Source organism: Streptomyces sp. NPDC047974, from assembly GCF_040653375.1.
In the GTDB taxonomy this organism is placed as follows: Bacteria; Actinomycetota; Actinomycetes; order Streptomycetales; family Streptomycetaceae; genus Streptomyces.
In genome coordinates, this window is the sequence record NZ_JBEZNU010000043.1 from 1 (window position 1) to 18,271 (window position 18,271).

At 72.8% G+C, this 18,271-nt stretch carries 16 protein-coding genes and 1 pseudogene; 16 read left to right on the forward strand and 1 reads right to left on the reverse strand.

What is annotated here, in order from left to right:
* The first annotated feature begins 311 nt into the window (after nt 1–311).
* A complete protein-coding gene (locus AB0E19_RS34835) occupies nt 312–1,154 on the forward strand; it encodes an IS5 family transposase (RefSeq protein ID WP_362187906.1) in 843 nt (280 codons plus the stop codon).
* A gap of 14 nt (nt 1,155–1,168) precedes the next feature.
* Here the strand turns inward: AB0E19_RS34835 and AB0E19_RS34840 are convergent, their stop codons facing one another.
* Nucleotides 1,169–1,426 (reverse strand): hypothetical protein, encoded by a 258-nt coding sequence (locus tag AB0E19_RS34840; RefSeq protein ID WP_242484324.1) that lies wholly within the window; start codon nt 1,424–1,426, stop codon nt 1,169–1,171.
* A 703-nt stretch (nt 1,427–2,129) separates the two neighbouring features.
* Between AB0E19_RS34840 and AB0E19_RS34845 the strand changes: the two are divergent.
* The 15 genes and pseudogenes from AB0E19_RS34845 to AB0E19_RS34915 all read left to right on the forward strand — a co-directional run.
* Nucleotides 2,130–2,297: pseudogene (locus AB0E19_RS34845) on the forward strand (pirin family protein); the annotation flags it as partial.
* Between the two features lie 401 nt (nt 2,298–2,698).
* Complete coding sequence (locus AB0E19_RS34850) at nt 2,699–3,361, forward strand: hydrolase (protein WP_362187911.1); 663 nt, start codon at nt 2,699–2,701, stop codon at nt 3,359–3,361.
* Nucleotides 3,362–3,366: 5 nt separating this feature from the next.
* Nucleotides 3,367–3,873 carry a DoxX family membrane protein gene (locus AB0E19_RS34855; RefSeq protein ID WP_362187914.1) on the forward strand — a complete coding sequence of 169 codons (507 nt, stop codon included), beginning with the start codon at nt 3,367–3,369 and terminating at the stop codon, nt 3,871–3,873.
* 90 nt (nt 3,874–3,963) lie between these two features.
* Nucleotides 3,964–4,542 (forward strand): DNA starvation/stationary phase protection protein, encoded by a 579-nt coding sequence (locus AB0E19_RS34860; RefSeq protein WP_362187917.1) that lies wholly within the window; start codon nt 3,964–3,966, stop codon nt 4,540–4,542.
* Complete coding sequence (locus AB0E19_RS34865) at nt 4,542–5,966, forward strand: NAD(P)/FAD-dependent oxidoreductase (protein WP_362187920.1); 1,425 nt, start codon at nt 4,542–4,544, stop codon at nt 5,964–5,966. Before AB0E19_RS34860 ends, AB0E19_RS34865 begins: the two co-directional genes overlap by 1 nt.
* A 279-nt stretch (nt 5,967–6,245) precedes the next feature.
* Nucleotides 6,246–7,073 carry an alpha/beta hydrolase gene (locus AB0E19_RS34870; protein ID WP_362187923.1) on the forward strand — a complete coding sequence of 276 codons (828 nt, stop codon included), beginning with the start codon at nt 6,246–6,248 and terminating at the stop codon, nt 7,071–7,073.
* A 71-nt stretch (nt 7,074–7,144) separates the two neighbouring features.
* The gene (locus AB0E19_RS34875; RefSeq protein WP_362187926.1) at nt 7,145–8,098 is read left to right on the forward strand and encodes an alpha/beta hydrolase; all 954 of its coding nucleotides are present in this window, start codon (nt 7,145–7,147) and stop codon (nt 8,096–8,098) included.
* Nucleotides 8,095–9,984 carry an amidohydrolase gene (locus tag AB0E19_RS34880; protein ID WP_362187929.1) on the forward strand — a complete coding sequence of 630 codons (1,890 nt, stop codon included), beginning with the start codon at nt 8,095–8,097 and terminating at the stop codon, nt 9,982–9,984. Before AB0E19_RS34875 ends, AB0E19_RS34880 begins: the two co-directional genes overlap by 4 nt.
* A gap of 14 nt (nt 9,985–9,998) precedes the next feature.
* Nucleotides 9,999–10,700, forward strand: coding sequence for a GPR1/FUN34/YaaH family transporter (locus AB0E19_RS34885; RefSeq protein ID WP_362187932.1), 702 nt, complete (start codon nt 9,999–10,001; stop codon nt 10,698–10,700).
* Between the two features lie 48 nt (nt 10,701–10,748).
* The gene (locus tag AB0E19_RS34890) at nt 10,749–11,090 is read left to right on the forward strand and encodes a GNAT family N-acetyltransferase (RefSeq protein WP_362187935.1); all 342 of its coding nucleotides are present in this window, start codon (nt 10,749–10,751) and stop codon (nt 11,088–11,090) included.
* Between the two features lie 189 nt (nt 11,091–11,279).
* Nucleotides 11,280–12,611, forward strand: coding sequence for an extracellular solute-binding protein (locus AB0E19_RS34895; RefSeq protein WP_362187938.1), 1,332 nt, complete (start codon nt 11,280–11,282; stop codon nt 12,609–12,611).
* A complete protein-coding gene (locus tag AB0E19_RS34900) occupies nt 12,611–13,576 on the forward strand; it encodes a sugar ABC transporter permease (RefSeq protein WP_362187941.1) in 966 nt (321 codons plus the stop codon). The genes AB0E19_RS34895 and AB0E19_RS34900 overlap by 1 nt, the downstream gene beginning before the upstream one ends.
* The gene (locus tag AB0E19_RS34905) at nt 13,573–14,460 is read left to right on the forward strand and encodes a carbohydrate ABC transporter permease (protein ID WP_362187944.1); all 888 of its coding nucleotides are present in this window, start codon (nt 13,573–13,575) and stop codon (nt 14,458–14,460) included. Before AB0E19_RS34900 ends, AB0E19_RS34905 begins: the two co-directional genes overlap by 4 nt.
* A complete protein-coding gene (locus AB0E19_RS34910) occupies nt 14,457–17,210 on the forward strand; it encodes an AAA family ATPase (RefSeq protein ID WP_362187947.1) in 2,754 nt (917 codons plus the stop codon). The genes AB0E19_RS34905 and AB0E19_RS34910 overlap by 4 nt, the downstream gene beginning before the upstream one ends.
* Nucleotides 17,211–17,343: 133 nt before the next feature.
* Nucleotides 17,344–18,180, forward strand: coding sequence for an alpha/beta hydrolase (locus tag AB0E19_RS34915; protein ID WP_362187950.1), 837 nt, complete (start codon nt 17,344–17,346; stop codon nt 18,178–18,180).
* Nucleotides 18,181–18,271 lie beyond the last annotated feature (91 nt).

Here is an 18,271-nt window from a genome sequence, read left to right on the forward strand (position 1 = left end):
AGCCGCGAACTCACCGGAGAATCCGTACCAACCTGGCGAATCGAATCGGACATGCCACCCATACCGGCATGAACATTGATCAGATGCCCTCTTAAAGAGTGTTTTGTTCAGATATAGGCGTTTCATTGGGCTTCGGGTGGCAGACCGTTCCGGGCTGGCTGAGGTAGGGGACATCTGTTGTGGCAGGTGGGACGGTTGACGGCTTTCGAGGATCCGTTTCGATCCCTTCGCTCCTGTCTGATCCCAACACGCCCCCAGTCGCGCCTCTTTGCGCCCTGTGGCGGGACGGCGGACATCGGTACTACAGAAACATGCCTCGCAAGCAGCGGCCGTATCCGAGTGACCTGTCCGATGCCCGTTGGGAGCTGCTGAAACCGACTCTGGCAGCCTGGCGGGCCGAGCGGAGAGGGAAGGGCCTGGACATCGGCCGACCGCCCGAACACGATCTGCGCCGGATCATGGACGCCATCCTCTACGTCGACCGCACCGGAATCCCGTGGAGGTACCTGCCGCACGACTTCGCCCCGTGGGAGACCGTCTACGGATACTTCGCCGCCTGGCAGAAGGACGGAGTCTTCGAGCAGCTCAACAGCCTCCTCCGCCGGCTCGTGAGGGAAGCCGAGGGCCGGGACGCCGAGCCGAGCGCCTGCGTCCTCGACGCCCAGACCATCAAGACCTCTGCGAACGTCCCCGCAGCCGGCCAGGGCATCGACGCGGGCAAGAAGATCGCAGGCCGCAAACGCCACATCGGCGTCGACACACTCGGCCTCCTCCTGGCCGTGCTGGTTACCGCCGCCAGCGTCTCCGACAACGTCGGCGGCATCCACGTGCTCTCGAACATCGCCGCCGATCACCCCCGCATCACCAAGGCATGGGCCGACACCGGCTACCGCACCAAGGTCATCGAACACGGCGCCCACCTCGGCATCGACGTCGAAGTTACCCGCCGCGACCCTGCCCAGAAGGGCTTCAAGGTGATTCCGCGGCGGTGGGTCGTCGAGCGGACCTTCGGCTGGCTCATGCAGCACCGCCGCCTCGCCCGCGACTACGAGACCCACCCCCACCGCTCCGAAGCCATGATCAAGCTGGCGATGATCGACTTGATAAGCCGCCGACTCAGCCGCGAGTCGACCCCGAACTGGCGCGACACCTGACCGCCCACCGGCAGTCAGACTTCGTAGGGCCAGGCCGTGACGTTGTCCGGTGCCACGCGGACCTCGACCCACGACCCGCCAACACCGTCCGGCAGAGGCGGGTCGGCGAGATCGAACAGGATCACCGAGCCGCCCACGTCCAGGACCGCCCCTCCGTCCTCGTCGAGACTCAGCCTTCCACGAAAGACGATGCGGTCACCGTCTTCCCGCAGCTCAGGCGCTCCATCAGTGTTTGGCCGGGCGTTCTCCATCCAGACGATGTCCTCATCCACGCTCCACTCAACGTGGTGCTCTCGCCCCACGTCCCAGGGCGCCCCCCGCCAGAGCACCACAGCAGTGCCCACTGCCGAGTGCACTCGGACGAACATGGGCTCCGACCGGGCCGCCTGCACTGCCTCTACCTTGACCAACACCCAGCCATCATCCTTGATGGGCTTACCAAACGCCTTCGCCAGGACAAAACGCTCTTTAAGAGCATCGAGGTCACTTTTAAGACCTACAGGCATCTAATGCCTGGGTCGATTGGAAGCGCAGCCAAGATCTTGGACATGGGGCTGGCGACGTAGTTCGGCGCCGAGCAGCGCTTGTCAGGGCGTGAGGACCTGCACCCGTTGGGGCAGCAGCAGGGAACGGTCGGCGGGGGACTTGGACGGCACACAGCTGGCGCGTACTCCGCCAGTCTGCGGGACGCCGGCCGTTCGGCTCGGCCCCGGCGTTCCACGGCCGACCCCTTGCCCGCATCCTCCCCTCGACGTCCTCGGGGCCATGGGGTCCTGGCGTCGGACGAGCACAGTTGCATACGAGCATGGTCCCCTGCCGGTAGGCACGTAGAGACCGTCAGGCGCTGATAGGCGAACCCGGCTGACTTTCGCCCTGTGTGTCGCCGCGATAGTCGGAAGTGAGAACGATGCTGACCCTTTGCTGACCTCGGCCGCGTCGATGTGGCTTTCACCTGCGGAGACGACGTAATGAGGTGTGTTGTGGTGGAACTTCGTCGGCCGCACCGACGACGAGATCCGCGAGGCCCGCGAGCAGTGGATGACGAGCGACCGCTTCGGCGAGGTGAAGGGGTACGACGGCGATCGCCTGCCCGCCCCCGAGGTCCCGGCGACCCAGCTCAAGGCCCGGGGACGGGTGCGCTGACCCGGAGTTCTCCCGGGCGGGCGACGCGGGGCCGGGGGACGTCCCGCCCTGGCCCGCGGCCCTCGACGGCGGCTGTCGTCAGGGCGGCGGGGAGGGGCGGATCTCCGCCGTCCGCGGCCGCGCGCTCGTCGCCCCCGAGGGGGAGCGGCGGGGCGGCGAACCGGCCGGCGGGGGAGCGGCCGCGGCCGCCCTCGTCCGGTTCGGCGGGGTCGCCGGCGTCGCGGCCGAGCGCGGTGCGCCCCGGTGACGCGCGCGGCTCCCGTGCTCGACCGGTTGTGCGCTGTCGTGCCAACCCCTGGGCGCAGGAGGTCAACTCGGGCGGTCGGGTCGCTCGTAGCTTGAGGACGTGCCGAGCCGCGGAGGCGGAGGGCACCCATCCGACGGCTTCGAAAGGACCCCTCATGTTCGACATCGACAAGGTGCAGGCCGCTCCGAGCAAGGACCTGCTCACGCCCGACAACTCGGTCATGCTCTTCGTGGACCACCAGCCGCAGATGTTCTTCGGCACCGGCAGCGGCGACCGTGCCGCGATCATCAACAGCACCGTGGGTCTCGCCAAGGCGGCCAGGGCGTTCGACGTGCCGGCCGTCCTGACCACGGTCGCCGCCGAGTCCTTCTCCGGCCCCCTGCTGCCGCAGCTCGCCGAGGTGTTTCCCAAGAACGAGATCATCGACCGCACCACCATGAACGCCTGGGAGGACGAGGCGCTCGTCGCGGCGGTCAAGGCGACCGGTCGCAAGAAGATCGTCCTGTCGGGCCTGTGGACCGAGGTCTGCCTGGTGCTGCCCGCGCTCTCCGCGCTGGAGCAGGGCTACGAGGTGTACGTCGTGACCGACGCGTCCGGCGGCGTCAGCCCGGCCGCCCACGAGCACGCCCTGCAGCGGATGATCGCCGCCGGCGCCGTCCCGGTGACCTGGGTGCAGGTGCTGCTGGAGCTGCAGCGCGACTGGGCGCGCCAGGAGACGTACGGCGACGTCATGGAGATCGTCAAGGCCCACGCGGGCGCGTACGGCCTGGGTGTCGTGTACGCGCAGTCGGTCATCGGCGCGCACGCGGCCGGCTGACCTCCGTGGACACCGGCATTCTGATCCTGCGTCTGCTGGTGGGACTGCTCGTCGCCGGGCACGGGGTGCAGAAGGTCAGCTCGCACCTGGGCGGCAAGGGACTTCAGGGCGGGACGGAGGAGTTCCGCGCCGACGGCTTCCGGGGCGGTGCCCTCACCGCCCTTGCGGCGGGAGGCGGCCAGATCGGCTCGGGTCTGCTGCTCGCCGCCGGCCTCCTGACCCCGCTCGCCGCGACCGGTGCCATCGGGGTCATGACGGTCGCGCTCACCGTGAAGTGGCGCCACGGGCTCTGGGTGCAGAACGACGGATACGAGTACCCGCTCGTCCTCATCGGCACGGCCGCCGCCCTCGCCGCCACCGGCCCCGGCGCCTGGTCCCTCGACGCGGCCCTCGGCCTCGCGCCGTACCCGCTGTGGTGGGCCGCCCTCGCGCTCGCGGCCGGTCTCGGCAGCGGACTCCTCACCCGGCTCGTGCTGCACCGGCTCCCCGCCCCGGGGAACGCCGAGCGCTGAGCGCGAGCCGCGCAGACCGGGTCCGGCCGTCCGCGTCCCCCGCTCGGCCGGCCGGGCCCTTCCCACCCCTCTCCCGAACAGGAGCACCCGATGGACACCCTCACGAACCCGCACGGCGGCGGCCAGCCGCTGCTGCATCAGAAGGGCGCCGAGACCCAGGCGTTCGGCACGCTCAAGCAGCTTCCGATCGGCCTCGGGCACGACACCCGCATGTACGCCTGCCAGCGGCTGAACCGCGTCCTCGCCGACACGCAGATCCTCTACTCCCTCTACAAGAAGCACCACTGGCTCATGCGCGGGGCGACCTTCTACTCGCTCCACCTGATGCTCGACAAGCACGCGGAGGCCCAGCTGGCCATCGTGGACGCGCTGGCCGAGCGGGTGCAGAGCCTCGGCGGCGTCGCCGTCGGAGACCCGCGCCATGTCGCGGAGCTGACGACGGTCCCCAGGCCGCCGGACGGCGTGGAGCCGGTGCCCGTGATGCTGTCGCGGCTCCTCGACGCGCACGAGCGGATCCTGATCGACGCGCGGGACGCCGCCGCCCGGCTCTCCCAGGAGGGCGACGAGGGCAGCACCGACCTGCTCGTCTCCGATGTGGTCCGGACCGGCGAGGCGCAGGTGTGGTTCCTGGCCGAGCACCTCGTGGACACCCCGCTGGTGCGCGGCTGATGGACACCTATGACGTCGTCGTGGTCGGTGGCGGACCGGCCGGCGAGGTCGTCGCCGACCGGGCCGTCCGATCGGGGCTGACCGCCGTCGTCGTCGAGGCCGAGGAGGTCGGCGGCGAGTGCTCGTACCGCGCCTGCGTGCCGAGCAAGGCCCTGCTCCGGCCGGGTGCGGCCCTGGACGCCGCGCGGTCGGTCGACGGGGCCCGCCAGGCGCTGGCGACGGTACTCGACCCGGCAGCCGTCCTGGCCCGCCGCGACCGCTTCACCGGGCGCGGCGACGACAGCGGCCAGGCCGACTGGCTCGACGGTGCGGGCGTCGCGCTCGTACGGGGGCACGGACGGCTCGCCGGTGAGCGCCGGGTGGCGGTGACGGGGGCCGACGGCACGGTCCGTACCCTGCGCGCCCGGCGCGCGGTCGTGGTCTGCACCGGCACGGAACCCGCCCTTCCGCCGGTCGAGGGGCTCGACCGGATCGGTGTGTGGACCAACCGGCAGGCCACCACGGCCGATGCGGTGCCCGAGCGGCTCGTCGTCATCGGCGGGGGAGTGGTGGCCTGCGAGATGGCCACCGCGTGGCGCTCGCTCGGCTCCTCCGTCACCCTGCTGGTCCGTGACCAGGCCCTGCTGACCGGCTGGGAGCCGTGCGCCGGTGAGGAGGTCACCCGGGGGCTGAGCGATCTGGGCGTCACGATCCGCTTCGGGGTGTCGGCCGTCCGGGTCGCCCGCGACGACGACACCCGTACGGTGACCGTGCACACCGACGACGGCGCCGCCCTCGTCTGCGACGAGGTCCTCGCCGCCGTCGGACGGCGCCCGCGCACCGCGGACCTCGGCCTGCACTCCGTGGGACTTCCGGCCGGCGACTGGCTCCCGGTGGACGACACCTGCCGGGTCACCGCGGTCGAGGGCGACTGGCTCTACGCCGTCGGCGACGTGAACCGCCGTGCGCCGCTGACCCACATGGCCAAGTACCAGGCCCGTGCCTGCGCGGCGGCGATCGCCGAGCGGGCCGCGGGGCGCCCCGCCGAGACCGGCGGCCTGCAGCCGTGGAGCGCGGAGGCCGACCGCGTCGCCGTCCCGCAGGCCGTCTTCACCCGCCCCGAGGTGGCGAGCGTCGGGCTCACGGAACGCGCGGCACGCGAGGCGGGCCTCGCGGTCCGCGTGGTGGAGTACCGCATCGACGACGTCGCAGGCGCCGCGCTCCACGCGGACGACTACCGCGGCCTCGCCAAGCTCGTCGTCGACGAGGCACGGGGCGTCGTCGTCGGCTGCACGCTCACCGGCCCGATGGCGACCGAACTCCTCCACACCGCCACCGTGGCCATCGTGGGCGAGGTCCCCGTGGAGCGCCTGTGGCACGCCGTACCCGCCTTCCCGACGGTGAGCGAGGTCTGGCTCCGGCTCCTGGAGGCGTACGGCCTCTGAGCCGGACACCGCCCGGCCCGGCCACCGCACCCGCGCGGCCCCGGCCGCCGCACCCGCCCGGTCCCCTCGCGGCACTCGCTAGGCCCGGCCGCCGCACCCGCGCGGCCCCGGCCGCCGCACCCGGCCGCCCGGCCCGGCTCCCGCGCCCGCCCGGCCCGGCTCCCGCGCCCGCCCGGCCCCTCGCCGCACCCGCCCGGCCCGGCCACCGCACCCGCTCGGCGCGCCTGTACGCCCGACCGCGCGCACCCGAACGTCCCACCACCCGACAAGGAACCCCCCATGCATCCCACGAGGCGCACCCTCGCCCTCGGCCTCGCCCTGCCCGCGACGCTGGCCGCGCTGGTCGGCGCGGCCCCGGCGAGCGGCCAGGCCGCCGCCGGCGCCGACCGGCACGAACCCAAGCCCACCATCGTCCTGGTCCACGGGGCGTTCGCGGACGCCTCCAGCTGGAGCGGCACGATCCGGCGGCTGCAGCAGGCCGGCCACCCCGTCCTGGCCCCCGCCAACCCGCTGCGCGGCCTCGCCGAGGACACCGCCTACCTGCGCAGCGTGCTGGCCGCCGTCGACGGACCCGTCGTCCTGGTCGGCCACTCCTACGGCGGCGCCGTCATCAGCGGCGCCGCGCTGGGCGACCGCCGGGTGAAGGCCCTCGCCTACATCGCCGCGTTCACCCCGGACAAGGGCGAGAGCGCGGCCGAGCTCGCCGCCCGGTTCCCCGGCTCGACCCTCGGCGACACCGTGAATCCGCGGTCGTACCCGCTGCCCGGCGGTGGCACCGGCACCGAACTCGTCATCGAACCGACCAAGTTCCACCGGCAGTTCGCCGCCGACGTCCCCACCGCCGACGCGGCCGTCATGGCCGCGACCCAGCGCCCGGTCGCCACCACCGCGCTGGAGGAGGAGGCCGGCGAGGCGGCCTGGAAGACGATCCCGTCCTGGTCGCTGATCGCCACCGCCGACAAGAACATCCCTCCGACCGCCCAGCGGTGGATGGCCCGGCGCGCCGGCTCGCACGTCACCGAAGTGGACGCGTCGCACGCCGTGGCCGTCTCCCGCCCGGCCGTGGTCACCCACGTGATCCTCGCCGCCGCGCGGGCGACCCGCTGAGCCCCGACCCGTCCCCCCCCGTCCCCCAGTCCCCCCGCGTCCCTCCCGTCCCTACCGAAGGAGAACCCCTCATGAACGACCGTCCGGTCCTCGAACCCGCCGCCCAGGCGTTCGCCGACGCCACCGCCCGGCCGCCGTACCTGTACCAGATCCCCGTCGCCGAAGGCCGCAAGGCCGTGGACGACGTCCAGAGCGGCGAGGACGTCCCGCTGCTCGCCGTCGACGAGGAGTGGATCACCGTCCACGGCGGCCCGACCGGCGACGTGCGCGCCCGGATCGTCCGCCCGCGCGGCGTCACCGGCCCGCTCCCCGTCGTCCTCTACATCCACGGCGCGGGCTGGGTCTTCGGCAACGCCCACACCCACGACCGGCTCGTCCGCGAACTCGCCGTCGGCACCGGGGCGGCCGTGGTCTTCCCCGAGTACGACCTCTCGCCCGAGGCCCGGTACCCCGTCGCCATCGAGCAGAACTACAGCGTGGCCCAGTGGGTCGCCCGCGAGGGCCACCACAAGGACCTCGACGGCACCCGGATCGCCGTCGCGGGCGACTCCGTCGGCGGCAACATGAGCGCCGCCCTCACCCTCATGGCCAAGCAGCGCGGCGACGTGACGCTCGTCCAGCAGGTCCTCTTCTACCCGGTCACCGACGCGGCCTTCGACACCGACTCGTACCACGCCTTCGCCGAGGGCTACTTCCTGCGCCGCGACGCCATGAAGTGGTTCTGGGACCAGTACACGACGGACGAGGCCGAGCGCGCCCGGATCACCGCCTCGCCGCTGCGCGCCTCCACCGAGCAGCTCACCGGCCTGCCGCCGGCCCTCGTCATCACGGCCGAGGCCGACGTCCTGCGCGACGAGGGCGAGGCGTACGCCGCCAAGCTCCGCGCTGCCGGCGTCCCCGTCACCGCGCTGCGCGTCCAGGGCGCCATCCACGACTTCGTGATGCTGAACGCGCTGCGTGACACGTGGGCCGCGGACCTCGCCATCGGTCTCGCCGCCGACACCCTCCGGAAGGCCCTCGCATGACCACGACCGGGCCTTCGACGAGCATGCCGGTGGCGGGCCTCGTCCCCGCCCCGCGGCGGGAGCACGAGCACGCCGATCTCCTCGTCCGCAACGCCAAGGTGTTCACGGGCGACCCCGAGCGTCCCGCGGCCCGCGCCGTCGCGATCCGCGACGGCCGGGTCGCGGCCCTCGGCGACGACCACGACCTCGCCCACCTCGTCGGGCCGGGCACCCGGGTCGTCGACGCCCTCGGCCGCCGGGTGGTCCCCGGCCTGAACGACTCGCACCTGCACGTCATCCGGGGCGGCCTGAACTACGTCCTGGAGCTGCGCTGGGACGGGGTGCGCAGTCTGCGCCGCGCCCTGGAGATGCTGCGCGAGCAGGCCGGCCGCACGCCCAAGGGGCAGTGGATCCGGGTCGTCGGCGGCTGGACCGCCGAACAGTTCGCCGAGCGCAGGATGCCGACCGTGGCCGAGCTGAACGCGGCCGCCCCCGACACCCCGGTGTTCGTCCTGCACCTGTACCAGTCGGCGCTGATGAACCGGGCCGCGGTGCGGGCCGCCGGCTTCACCCGGGAGACCCCCGACCCGCGCGGCGGGCAGATCGTCCGCGGCCGGGACGGCGAACCCAACGGCGTCCTGCTCGCCTCGCCGAGCGCTCTGGTGCTGTACTCGACCCTGGCCAAGGCGCCCGCCCTCGACGAGGCCGACAAGCGGACGTCGACGCGGCACTTCCTGCGCGAGCTGAACCGCTTCGGACTGACGTCCGCCGTCGACGCCGCCGGCGGCTTCCAGAACTTCCCGGACAACTACGCGACCGTCACCGACCTCGCCAGGTCGGGGGAGCTGACCCTCCGGATCGCGTACCACCTCTTCCCGCAGACGGCCGGGCAGGAGCTCGCCGACCTGAAGCGCTGGACCGAGATGGTCAAGCCGGGGGACGGGGACGAGTGGCTCCGGCTCAACGGCGCCGGCGAGAACCTGACCTGGGCCGCCGCCGACTTCGAGAACTTCTCCGAACCCCGGCCCGAACTCGGACCCTACGAGACCGAGTTCGAGCAGGCCGTCCGGCTCCTGCTGGAGAACGGATGGGGATTCAGGCTCCACGCGACCTACGACGAGACGATCCGGCGCGACCTGGCCGTCTTCGAGAAGCTCGCCGCGGAGGGGCTCTTCCCCGGCGGCAACCGCTGGCTCTTCGACCACGCGGAGACCGTCACGGCCGGCAGCCTCGACCGGATCGCCGCCCTGGGCGGCGCCGTCTCGGTCCAGAACCGGATGTCCTTCCAGGGCGCCGCCTTCCTCGACCGCTACGGCGCCGAGGCCGCCGCCCACACCCCGCCGGTCCGGGCCATGCTCGACCGCGGCCTGACCGTCGCCGCCGGCACCGACGCGACCCGCGTCTCCTCGTACAACCCGTGGGTCGCCCTCCACTGGCTGGTCACCGGGCGCACCGTCGGCGGTACCGCCCTCTACCCGGCCGGGAACCTGATCGACCGGGAGACCGCCCTCGGCCTCTACACCCGGGGCGGAGCGCGGCTCACCGGCGAGCAGGACGTCAAGGGAACGCTGCGGGAGGGCTGCTACGGCGACCTGGCGATCCTCTCCGACGACTTCCTCACCGTGCCCGAGGACGCCATCCCCGACATCGAGTCGGTCCTCACCGTCGTCGGAGGCCGGATCGTCTACGCGACCGCGGAGTACGAGGGACTCGACGAGGCCGTCCCGCCGGTCGGCCCCGCATGGAGCCCCGTGGCCCACTTCGGCGGCTACCAGAGCGGTGCCCGGCAGGCATCGCTGGTGGCCGAGGCCGTCGCCGAGTCCGAGCGGCACCGGCGGTGGCGTGTCGCGCGCGGCTCCCTTCCCGACACGCAGCCGTCGTTCGTCGACCCCTGCTTCGACCACTGAAAGAGAGCCCTCCGATGACCGACACCCCGCCGGACGCTCTCCCGGAACGCCGATTCGAGCCGGACCTCCGGTCGATGACGCGGATCAACCTGCGCCCGATCGCCTCGCCCATGCCGCTCGGCTTCTTCACGATCGCCATCGCGTCCGTGATGACGGGCTGCCTCCAGCTCGGGATACTCGGCGAGGAGGCCCGCACCGCCGTGGCCTTCACCGTGCTGCCGGCCTTCCTCCTCCAACTCATGGTCAGTTTCCTGGCCTTCGGCGCCCGTGACGTGATCGCGGCCACGCTGATGGCGGTGTTCGCCGGCAGCTGGCTGCCCTACGCGCTCATCATGCTCAGCGACGCGGCCGACGGCCTGAAGGTCCTCGGCGTCTTCAACCTGGCGCTGCTCTGCTTCGGCGCGTTGATGACCGCCGTGACCGGGCCCAAACGGGCGCTGTGGCTCGTCCTCGCGGTCTCCCTGCCCCGCTGGGCGGCCACCGGCCTCGCGGGCGTCACCGGCGCCGAGTGGCTGACGCGCACGTCCGGGGCGCTCGGCCTCGTGGTGGCGCTGGTCGCGATGTACACGGCGTTCGCCCTGATGCTCGAGGACATGCGCGGCGAGCAGGTCCTGCCCATCGGCCGCAGCGGCCCCGCCCACCTCGCCGTGGAGGGCGACCTCGCCGTCCAGCTCCGCAACCTGGAACGCCAGGCGGGCGTGCGCCGCACCCTCTGACCCCGTACCACCGGCCCGCCGTACCACCACGACCCGACAGGAGTGCCCATGGAACCCCAGGTCATCGACCAGCACGAGAAGTCCCGCTACGAGATCCTCGCCGTCGCCGAGGCCGGCACCGAGACTGGCACCGAGACCGGCACCGAGACCGCCGGCTTCGCCGAGTACCACCTCTCGGAGGGCGAGATCGCCTTCATCCACACCGAGATCGATCCCCGCTTCGGCGGCCGGGGGCTCGGTGGGCTGCTCGCCCGCGGCGCCCTCGACGACGCCCGGGCCCGTGGGCTGCGCGTCCTGCCGTACTGCCCCTTCATCCGCGGCTGGATCCGGAAGAACCCCGGGTACGCCGACCTGGTGCCCGAGGCGTACCGCGCCCGCTTCGGCCTGTGATCCGACCCCCGACCACATCTCCCCGCCGCCCACCGAGGCGTCCGTCCGTGCCGTCGAAGGCGCCGTGATCCTGGTGGGGCACTGACCCGGCGCTTGAACATCGAACGATTGGTCCATGTCGTTCGAACCCGGTAGCTTTCCGAAACGTCCGCCGAGAACGCGCGGCGGGCGATCGGAGGAAGCACACCCATGAGGTTCGGCGCGAGGCTCGCGCTCGCCGTCATCACCCTCGCCGCCACCGCCACCGCCTGCGGCACCGCCCAGGACGGCGGGCCGCGGTCGCGCGCCACCGCGGACTGCGCACCGTACGCCCGCTACGGCGAGCACCCCGGCACCGAGGTCACCGTGTACGCGGAGAACCGGGACCGGGAAGCCGACCTGTTCGAAGAGACGTGGGCCGACTTCGCCGACTGCACGGGTATCGACGTCCAGTACGAGGGGGACGGGGAGTTCGAGGCCCGGATCCAGCTGCGGGTCGACGGCGGGAACGCCCCCGACGTGGCGTTCTTCCCCCAGCCCGGCCTCATGGAGCGCTTCGCGCGGGCGGGGCGGCTGAAGCCCGTGAGCGCCGGCGTCGCCGCCCTCGCGAAGCAGGGCTGGTCGGCGGACTGGAACGGCTACGCGACCGTGGACGGCACCCTCTACGGCACTCCGCTGGTCGCGAACGTGAAGTCGTTCGTCTGGTACTCCCCGACGTTCTTCCGGGACAGGGGACTGAGCGTCCCCCGCACCTGGACCGAGCTGATGGCCGTCACCGAGAAGGTGGCGGCGTCGGGCGTCACGCCGTGGTGCGCGGGCGTCGAGTCCGCCGAGGCGACCGGCTGGCCCGTGACGGACTGGATCGAGGACGTCCTCCTGCGCCAGCAGGGCACGGACGTCTACGACCGGTGGGTCGCCCACGAGATCCCGTTCGACGACCCCCGGGTGATCAAGGCCATGGACACCGTGGGGTCACTCCTCAAGAACGACCGGTACGCCAACGGCGGTTTCGGTCCGGCCCGGTCGATGGCGTCGATCTCCTTCCAGGAGGCCGGCACCCCGATCCTCTCCGGCGACTGCGCGATGCACCGCCAGGCGTCGTTCTACGCCGACATGTGGCCGAAGGGCACCGAGATCGGACCGGACAAGGACGTCTCCGTCTTCCTCCTGCCGGGTGCCGACCCGTCGAGCCGGCCCGTGCTGGGCGGCGGGGTGTTCACCGCGGCGTTCGCCGACCGCCCCGAGGTGCGGGCCTTCCAGGAGTACCTGGCCTCCGCCGACTTCGCGAACGCGCGCATGAAGAAGGGCCCGTTCGTCTCCGCGCACAAGGGCGTGGATCCGGCGAACTCCGCGACCCCGGTCGACAGGCTCTCCATCCAGCTGCTCCAGGACCCCAGGACACAGTTCAGGTTCGACGGTTCGGACCTGATGCCGGCGTCGGTCGGCGCCGGGACGTTCTGGAAGGGAGCGGTCGACTGGATCGGCGGCGCGAGCACCCGGCAGGTCGCCGAGTCCATCGAACGGTCCTGGCCGAGCAACTGATGTCGTTCGACGCCGTCGCCCAGCAGCCCAAGCTGCTCTACCTGCTCCAGGGCGTCGCCGCCTTCGCGGCGGTCGTCTCCCTGATCGTCCTGGCATTGCACCGGGGACCGGTACGGAGGAGGGCCGCGGCCCTGATCCTGCTGGCCCCCGCGCTGCTGCTGCTCACGACGGGTCTGCTCCTGCCCGCTCTGCGCACTCTGGCGCTGTCGTTCACCGACAGCGGCGGAGACACGTGGGTCGGCCTGGACAACTACGTGTGGATGGTCACCGACCACCAGGCTCGGGTGGCGCTCCGCAACACCCTGGTATGGGTGGTCGTCGTGCCGCTGACGTCCACCGCGGTCGGTCTCGTCTACGCGGCGGCCGTGGCGCGGTCGCCGTTCAGGACGTTCGCCCTGTCCCCGGTCCTGACGCCGATGGCGATCTCCTTCGTCGGCGCGGGCGTCGTCTGGAAGTTCGTCTACGCCTACCGTCCCGCGGAGGCCGGGCAGATCGGGCTGCTGAACCAGCTCGTCGTCGCGTTCGGCGGCGAACCACGGCAATGGCTCGTGGACTCCCCCTGGAACGTCCTGTTCCTCATGGTGGCGATGGTGTGGACCCAGGCGGGCTTCGCGGCTGTCCTGCTGGCCGGCGCGATCAGGGCCGTACCCGCCGAACTGGCCGAGGCCGCCCGGCTCGACGGCGCGTCCCCCGGGCAGATCCTCCGGCGGATCACCGTGCCGTCGATCAGGCCCACGCTGCTCGTCGTGCTCCTCGCCCAGGCGATCGGCACCCTGAAGGTCTTCGACATCGTCAGGACTATGACCGGCGGGCAGTTCGACACGGGCGTCCTCGCCCACGAGATGTACGACCAGACCTTCCGCTACGGCGAGACCGGCCGCGGCGCGGCGCTCGCCGTGCTCCTCTTCCTCCTCGTCACCCCCTTCGTCGCCCACCAGGTCCGGGCCCGGCGGAGGACGGGGTGAACGGCGTCCGGGAGCGGGTGTCCTCCCGCGCCTTCACGACGACCGCCGTGGTGATCGCGGTCCTCTGGACGACACCGACCCTCGGTCTCCTGCTCTCCTCGTTCCGCCCCGAGGAGGAGATCAAGTCGACGGGCTGGTGGACCGTGTTCGGCGCGCCGCACCTCACGCTCGACAACTACGGCGAGGTGCTGTCCAGCGGCGGGAACGAGTCGGGGCGGCTCGCGGAGTACGTCGTCAACTCCCTCGTCATCACCGTTCCCTCGGTGCTGTTCCCGCTCGTCCTGGCCTTCCTCGCGGCCTACGCCCTGGCCTGGATCGACTTCAGGGGGCGCGACGCGCTCGTCGTCGGCGTCCTCGCGCTCCAGGTCGTGCCGCTCCAGATGGCGCTCGTCCCGCTCCTGAAGCTCTTCTCCCAGGGCTGGCTGTTCCTGCCCGCGTGGCACGCCACCGGAGCCGCGCGGTTCGGCCAGGTCTGGTTCGCCCACACGGCCTTCGCGCTGCCGTTCGCGGTGTTCCTCCTGCACAACTTCCTGGCAGGGCTGCCCCGGGACATGATCGAGGCCGCCCGGGTCGACGGCGCGTCGCACGGCACGCTGCTGCTCCGGATCGTGCTGCCACAGTCCCGCCCGGCCCTCGCCGGTTTCGCCGTCATCCAGTTCGTCTGGGTGTGGAACGACCTCCTCGTGGCACTGACGCTGTCCGGCGGCACGGCCGAGACCGCGCCGATGACGGTCAGACTCGCGAGCCTGGCCGGGACCTACGGCACCGAGTGGCACCGGCTCACCGCCGGAGCCTTCGTCGCCGCGTCCGTCCCGCTGCTCGTCCTCGTCTCCCTCCGGAGGCACCTCGCACGGGGACTGCTCGCCGGATCGGTCAAGGGATGAGCGCCGACCGGCCCGAAGCGCAGGGCACCACGAGGGGACTGAGCCGGCCCGGCCTGCGCGGCCGCGAAGCCGAGTCGGAGCAGCTGCGCACCCTGGTCGAGGCGGTGCGCGACGGCGAGGGAGGCGCGGTCGCGCTGCTCCTCGGCGAGCCCGGGATCGGGAAGACCGCGCTGCTGCGCGAGACCGTCTCGCTGGCGCGGTCCCACGGCTTCGTCGTCAGCCACGGACGCGCCGAGGAACTGCACGAACTCGCACCGCTCGCCTCCCTGGCCTCGGGCCTCCTGCACGGTGACCCGCCGCTGCTGTCCGGCACCGACTTCGCAGACCTCGCCGGCCACCACGACCAGCGCATCTGGCTCGTCGAACGACTGGCCCAGCTGATCGAGGAGCGCTCGGCGGGCAGGCCCGTGCTGATCGCGGTCGACGACGTCCAATGGGCCGATCCGCTGAGCCGCTTCGCCCTGAGCGTCCTGCCGGCCCGGCTGCTCAGCACCCCGGTACTCTGGCTGCTCACCGGCAGGGAGAACCCGGAGCTGTACGGGCAGGGGCCGCTGACGACGACGCTCCCGCTGCGGCCGCTGTCCGGCACCGCCCTGGCCGAACTGGCCCGCGACGTCCTCGGCGCGGAGGTGCCGGCCCGGGTCGAGGAACTCCTCGACGGGGCGGGCGGCAACCCCTTCCTCGCCGCCGAGATGCTCGCGGGCATCGCGGCGACGGGCGCGGACCGGCCGGAACCGCCCGACCGGCTCGTCCTCGGCGTCCGCGGCCGACTGGCCGACCTCCGGCCGGACACCCTGCACTTCCTGCGGATCGGCTCGGTCCTCGGCCGCGCGTTCGCGCTCTCCGACGCCGCCGCCCTGTGCGGCCGGCCCGCCTCCGCGCTGAGCGCCGAGGTGGACGAGGCGATCGCCGCCGCCCTCCTCCACGACGACGGCGAACGCCTCCTGTTCCGCCACGACCTGCTCCGCCAGGCGGTCTACGCCGACCTCGCCCCCTCCGTGCGCCGGGCCCTGCACCGGGAGGCGGCCAGCCGGCTCGTCGCGGCGGGCCGGAGCTCCGGCGACGCCGTCCCCCATCTGCTGAAGAGCGCCGAACCCGGCGACACGGAGGCGATCGGACTGCTCCGCACGGCCGCCGACGACGTGATCGCCGTGATGCCCGACCTCGCCGCCGACCTCGCCGTGCGCGCCCTGGAACTCGTACCGCCCCGCGCGCCCATGGTGTACGACGTGGGGGAGCAGGCCGTCGTCGCGCTGACCCGCGCGGGCCGGTACGCGCGGGCCCGGGACATCGGCGACGCGCTGCTCGCCCGGCAGCCGCCCATGGACGTCTTCGCCCGTCTGCAGTGCGTGCTCGGCGACGCGCTCTGGCACCTCGACGACGTCCACGAGCTGTCCCGCCGCACCACGACGGCGCTGGCGGCCGTCACCGACCCGGCGATCCACGCCCGGCTGACCGCCCGGCTGGCCCTGGCCCGGTCCCGCGGGAGCGACCTCGGGGCCGCCCGCGAAACCGGGGAACGGGCGCTCGCCGAGGCGGAGCGGGCCGGTGACCGGGAGGCGCGCGTCCTCGCCCTGTGGGGTCTCGGCGAGACGGCCCTCAACACGGGCGACTGCGCCGCCGCCGTCCGCCACCACACGGCGCTGAGCGTGTTCGACGCGGCCTTCCTCCCGGAGGAGGCCGTCGCCCTGATCCACCTGGACGACTTCGACGCCGTACGGCGACTGCTCCGCTCCGCGGGCGACGCTCCCCTGCGCCCCGCCATGCTGATCTGGGCCCAGGGAACCCTGAACCTGGGGCTCGGGCGGCTCGACGACGCGGACGCCGACTTCGTCACCGCCGAGCGTCTCGAAGCGGACCTCCACGTGCCCGGCAACCTGGTCAACATCCGCGTCAACCGAGGGCTCCTCGCGATGCTGCGCGGCGACCGCGAGGCCGCGCGGGAACACCTCGACGTCGTCCGGGCGACCGTGGCCGACCGGCCGAACACGGGCAACCACGCCACGCACCGGTACTTCGAGGCCGTCGTCGCCGACGCCGACGGCGACCACGCGGCAGCGGCCGAACTCGTCCGGTCGGTGCAGCGCGACCACCCCTTCCTCCGGTGGCGGCTCCTGCGCCCCCATGTCGTCCAGGCCGTGCACATCGCCCTGCGCGGCGGGGACCGGAAGCTGGCCGAGGACCTCGCGGCCCAGACCGCCGCACACGCCGCCCGCAACCCCACCGTGCCGACCGCCCAGGGCACGGCCGCCCACGCGTCCGCCCTGGTCGACGCCGACCACGGGCTTCTGGAGCGGGCGGTGGAACTCCTCCTGGCCGGCCCCCGGCCGCTGCCGCTCGCCGCCGCGTCCGCCGACCTCGGACGGGCGCTGCTGAACTCCGGTGGCGCCGCGGCACCCGCCCTGACCAGGGCGCACGACCTCTACGCGCAGGCCGGGGCCGATGCCGAGGCCGACCAGGTCCGGGCCGACCTGGAACAGGCCGCACGCCGCCCGGGCCGGCGCACCGGACGCGTCCGGTCGCGCACCGATCAGGGCTGGGACGCGCTCACGGCCTCGGAACGCAAGGTGGCCCGGCTGATCGCCGCGGGCCACACCAACCGGTCGGCCGCGGAGGCCCTCGTCGTCTCCCCGCACACGGTCAACACCCATCTGGCGTCGATCTTCCGCAAGCTCGCGGTGCGCTCACGGGTCCACCTGGCCCGGATCGTCCTCGCGGAGGACGACGCCGGGACGGCCACCGGCGACTGAGCGACCTCTGCGCCCCCGTGCAAGGAGCGGTGCGCGGAACGGCAACAGGAGGCGGGGGACCGGTCCTAGCGTGACGGGCATGCCGCGCCGCTCCGACGCGCGGACCCGTCCACCCGAAACGAGGGACCCCCCCATGCCGTACATCACCGTGGGCCAGGAGAACACCAACCCCGTCGAGCTGTACTTCGAGGACCAGGGCGCCGGGCAGCCCGTCGTCCTCATCCACGGCTTCCCGCTCGACGGCCACTCCTGGGAGCGCCAGAGCGCCGCCCTGCTCGACGCCGGATACCGCGTGATCACGTACGACCGCCGCGGCTTCGGCCGCTCCTCCCAGCCGACCACCGGCTACGACTACGACACCTTCGCCGCCGACCTGAACACGGTGATGGAGACCCTCGACCTGAAGGACGCCGTCCTCGTCGGCTTCTCCATGGGCACCGGCGAGGTCGCCCGCTACGTCTCGACGTACGGCTCCGGCCGCGTCGCCAAGGTCGCCTTCCTGGCCTCCCTGGAGCCCTGCCTGCTCAAGAGCGACGACAACCCGGACGGCGTCGCCCCGAAGGAGTTCTTCGACGGCGTCGTCGCCGCCGTCAAGGCCGACCGGTACGCCTACTACACGGCCTTCTTCCAGGACTTCTACAACCTCGACGAGAACCTGGGCACCCGGATCAGCGAGGAGGCCGTCCGCAACAGCTGGAACACCGCGGCCCGCGGCGGCTCCTTCGCCGCCTCCGCCGCCCCGGCGACCTGGTACACCGACTTCCGCGCCGACATCCCCGCCGTCGACGTGCCGGCCCTGATCCTGCACGGCACCGCCGACCGCATCCTGCCCGCCGAGGGCACCGCGCGCCCCTTCCACAAGGCGCTCCCGTCGGCCGACTACGTCGAGATCGAGGGCGCCCCGCACGGTCTGCTGTGGACCCACGCCGAGGAGGTCAACACCGCCCTCCTCGCCTTCCTGGCGAAGTGACGCCCTTCCCGTCGACCTTTCGGGGTGACGCCGGAACCCCCGACGTCACCCCGGTCCCGCGGTTCCCCGGCGCGGGAACCGGACGAGCTCA

Bases quoted from the DNA above. Each gene is read 5' to 3' on its own strand.
- AB0E19_RS34865 (WP_362187920.1), top strand. From the start codon at position 4,542: ATGGACACCTATGACGTCGTCGTGGTCGGTGGCGGACCGGCCGGCGAG.
- AB0E19_RS34850 (WP_362187911.1), top strand. From the start codon at position 2,699: ATGTTCGACATCGACAAGGTGCAGGCCGCTCCGAGCAAGGACCTGCTC.
- AB0E19_RS34860 (WP_362187917.1), top strand. From the start codon at position 3,964: ATGGACACCCTCACGAACCCGCACGGCGGCGGCCAGCCGCTGCTGCAT.
- AB0E19_RS34915 (WP_362187950.1), top strand. From the start codon at position 17,344: ATGCCGTACATCACCGTGGGCCAGGAGAACACCAACCCCGTCGAGCTG.
- AB0E19_RS34890 (WP_362187935.1), top strand. From the start codon at position 10,749: ATGGAACCCCAGGTCATCGACCAGCACGAGAAGTCCCGCTACGAGATC.
- AB0E19_RS34900 (WP_362187941.1), top strand. From the start codon at position 12,611: ATGTCGTTCGACGCCGTCGCCCAGCAGCCCAAGCTGCTCTACCTGCTC.
- AB0E19_RS34835 (WP_362187906.1), top strand. From the start codon at position 312: ATGCCTCGCAAGCAGCGGCCGTATCCGAGTGACCTGTCCGATGCCCGT.
- AB0E19_RS34870 (WP_362187923.1), top strand. From the start codon at position 6,246: ATGCATCCCACGAGGCGCACCCTCGCCCTCGGCCTCGCCCTGCCCGCG.
- AB0E19_RS34880 (WP_362187929.1), top strand. From the start codon at position 8,095: ATGACCACGACCGGGCCTTCGACGAGCATGCCGGTGGCGGGCCTCGTC.
- AB0E19_RS34875 (WP_362187926.1), top strand. From the start codon at position 7,145: ATGAACGACCGTCCGGTCCTCGAACCCGCCGCCCAGGCGTTCGCCGAC.
- AB0E19_RS34885 (WP_362187932.1), top strand. From the start codon at position 9,999: ATGACCGACACCCCGCCGGACGCTCTCCCGGAACGCCGATTCGAGCCG.
- AB0E19_RS34895 (WP_362187938.1), top strand. From the start codon at position 11,280: ATGAGGTTCGGCGCGAGGCTCGCGCTCGCCGTCATCACCCTCGCCGCC.
- AB0E19_RS34910 (WP_362187947.1), top strand. From the start codon at position 14,457: ATGAGCGCCGACCGGCCCGAAGCGCAGGGCACCACGAGGGGACTGAGC.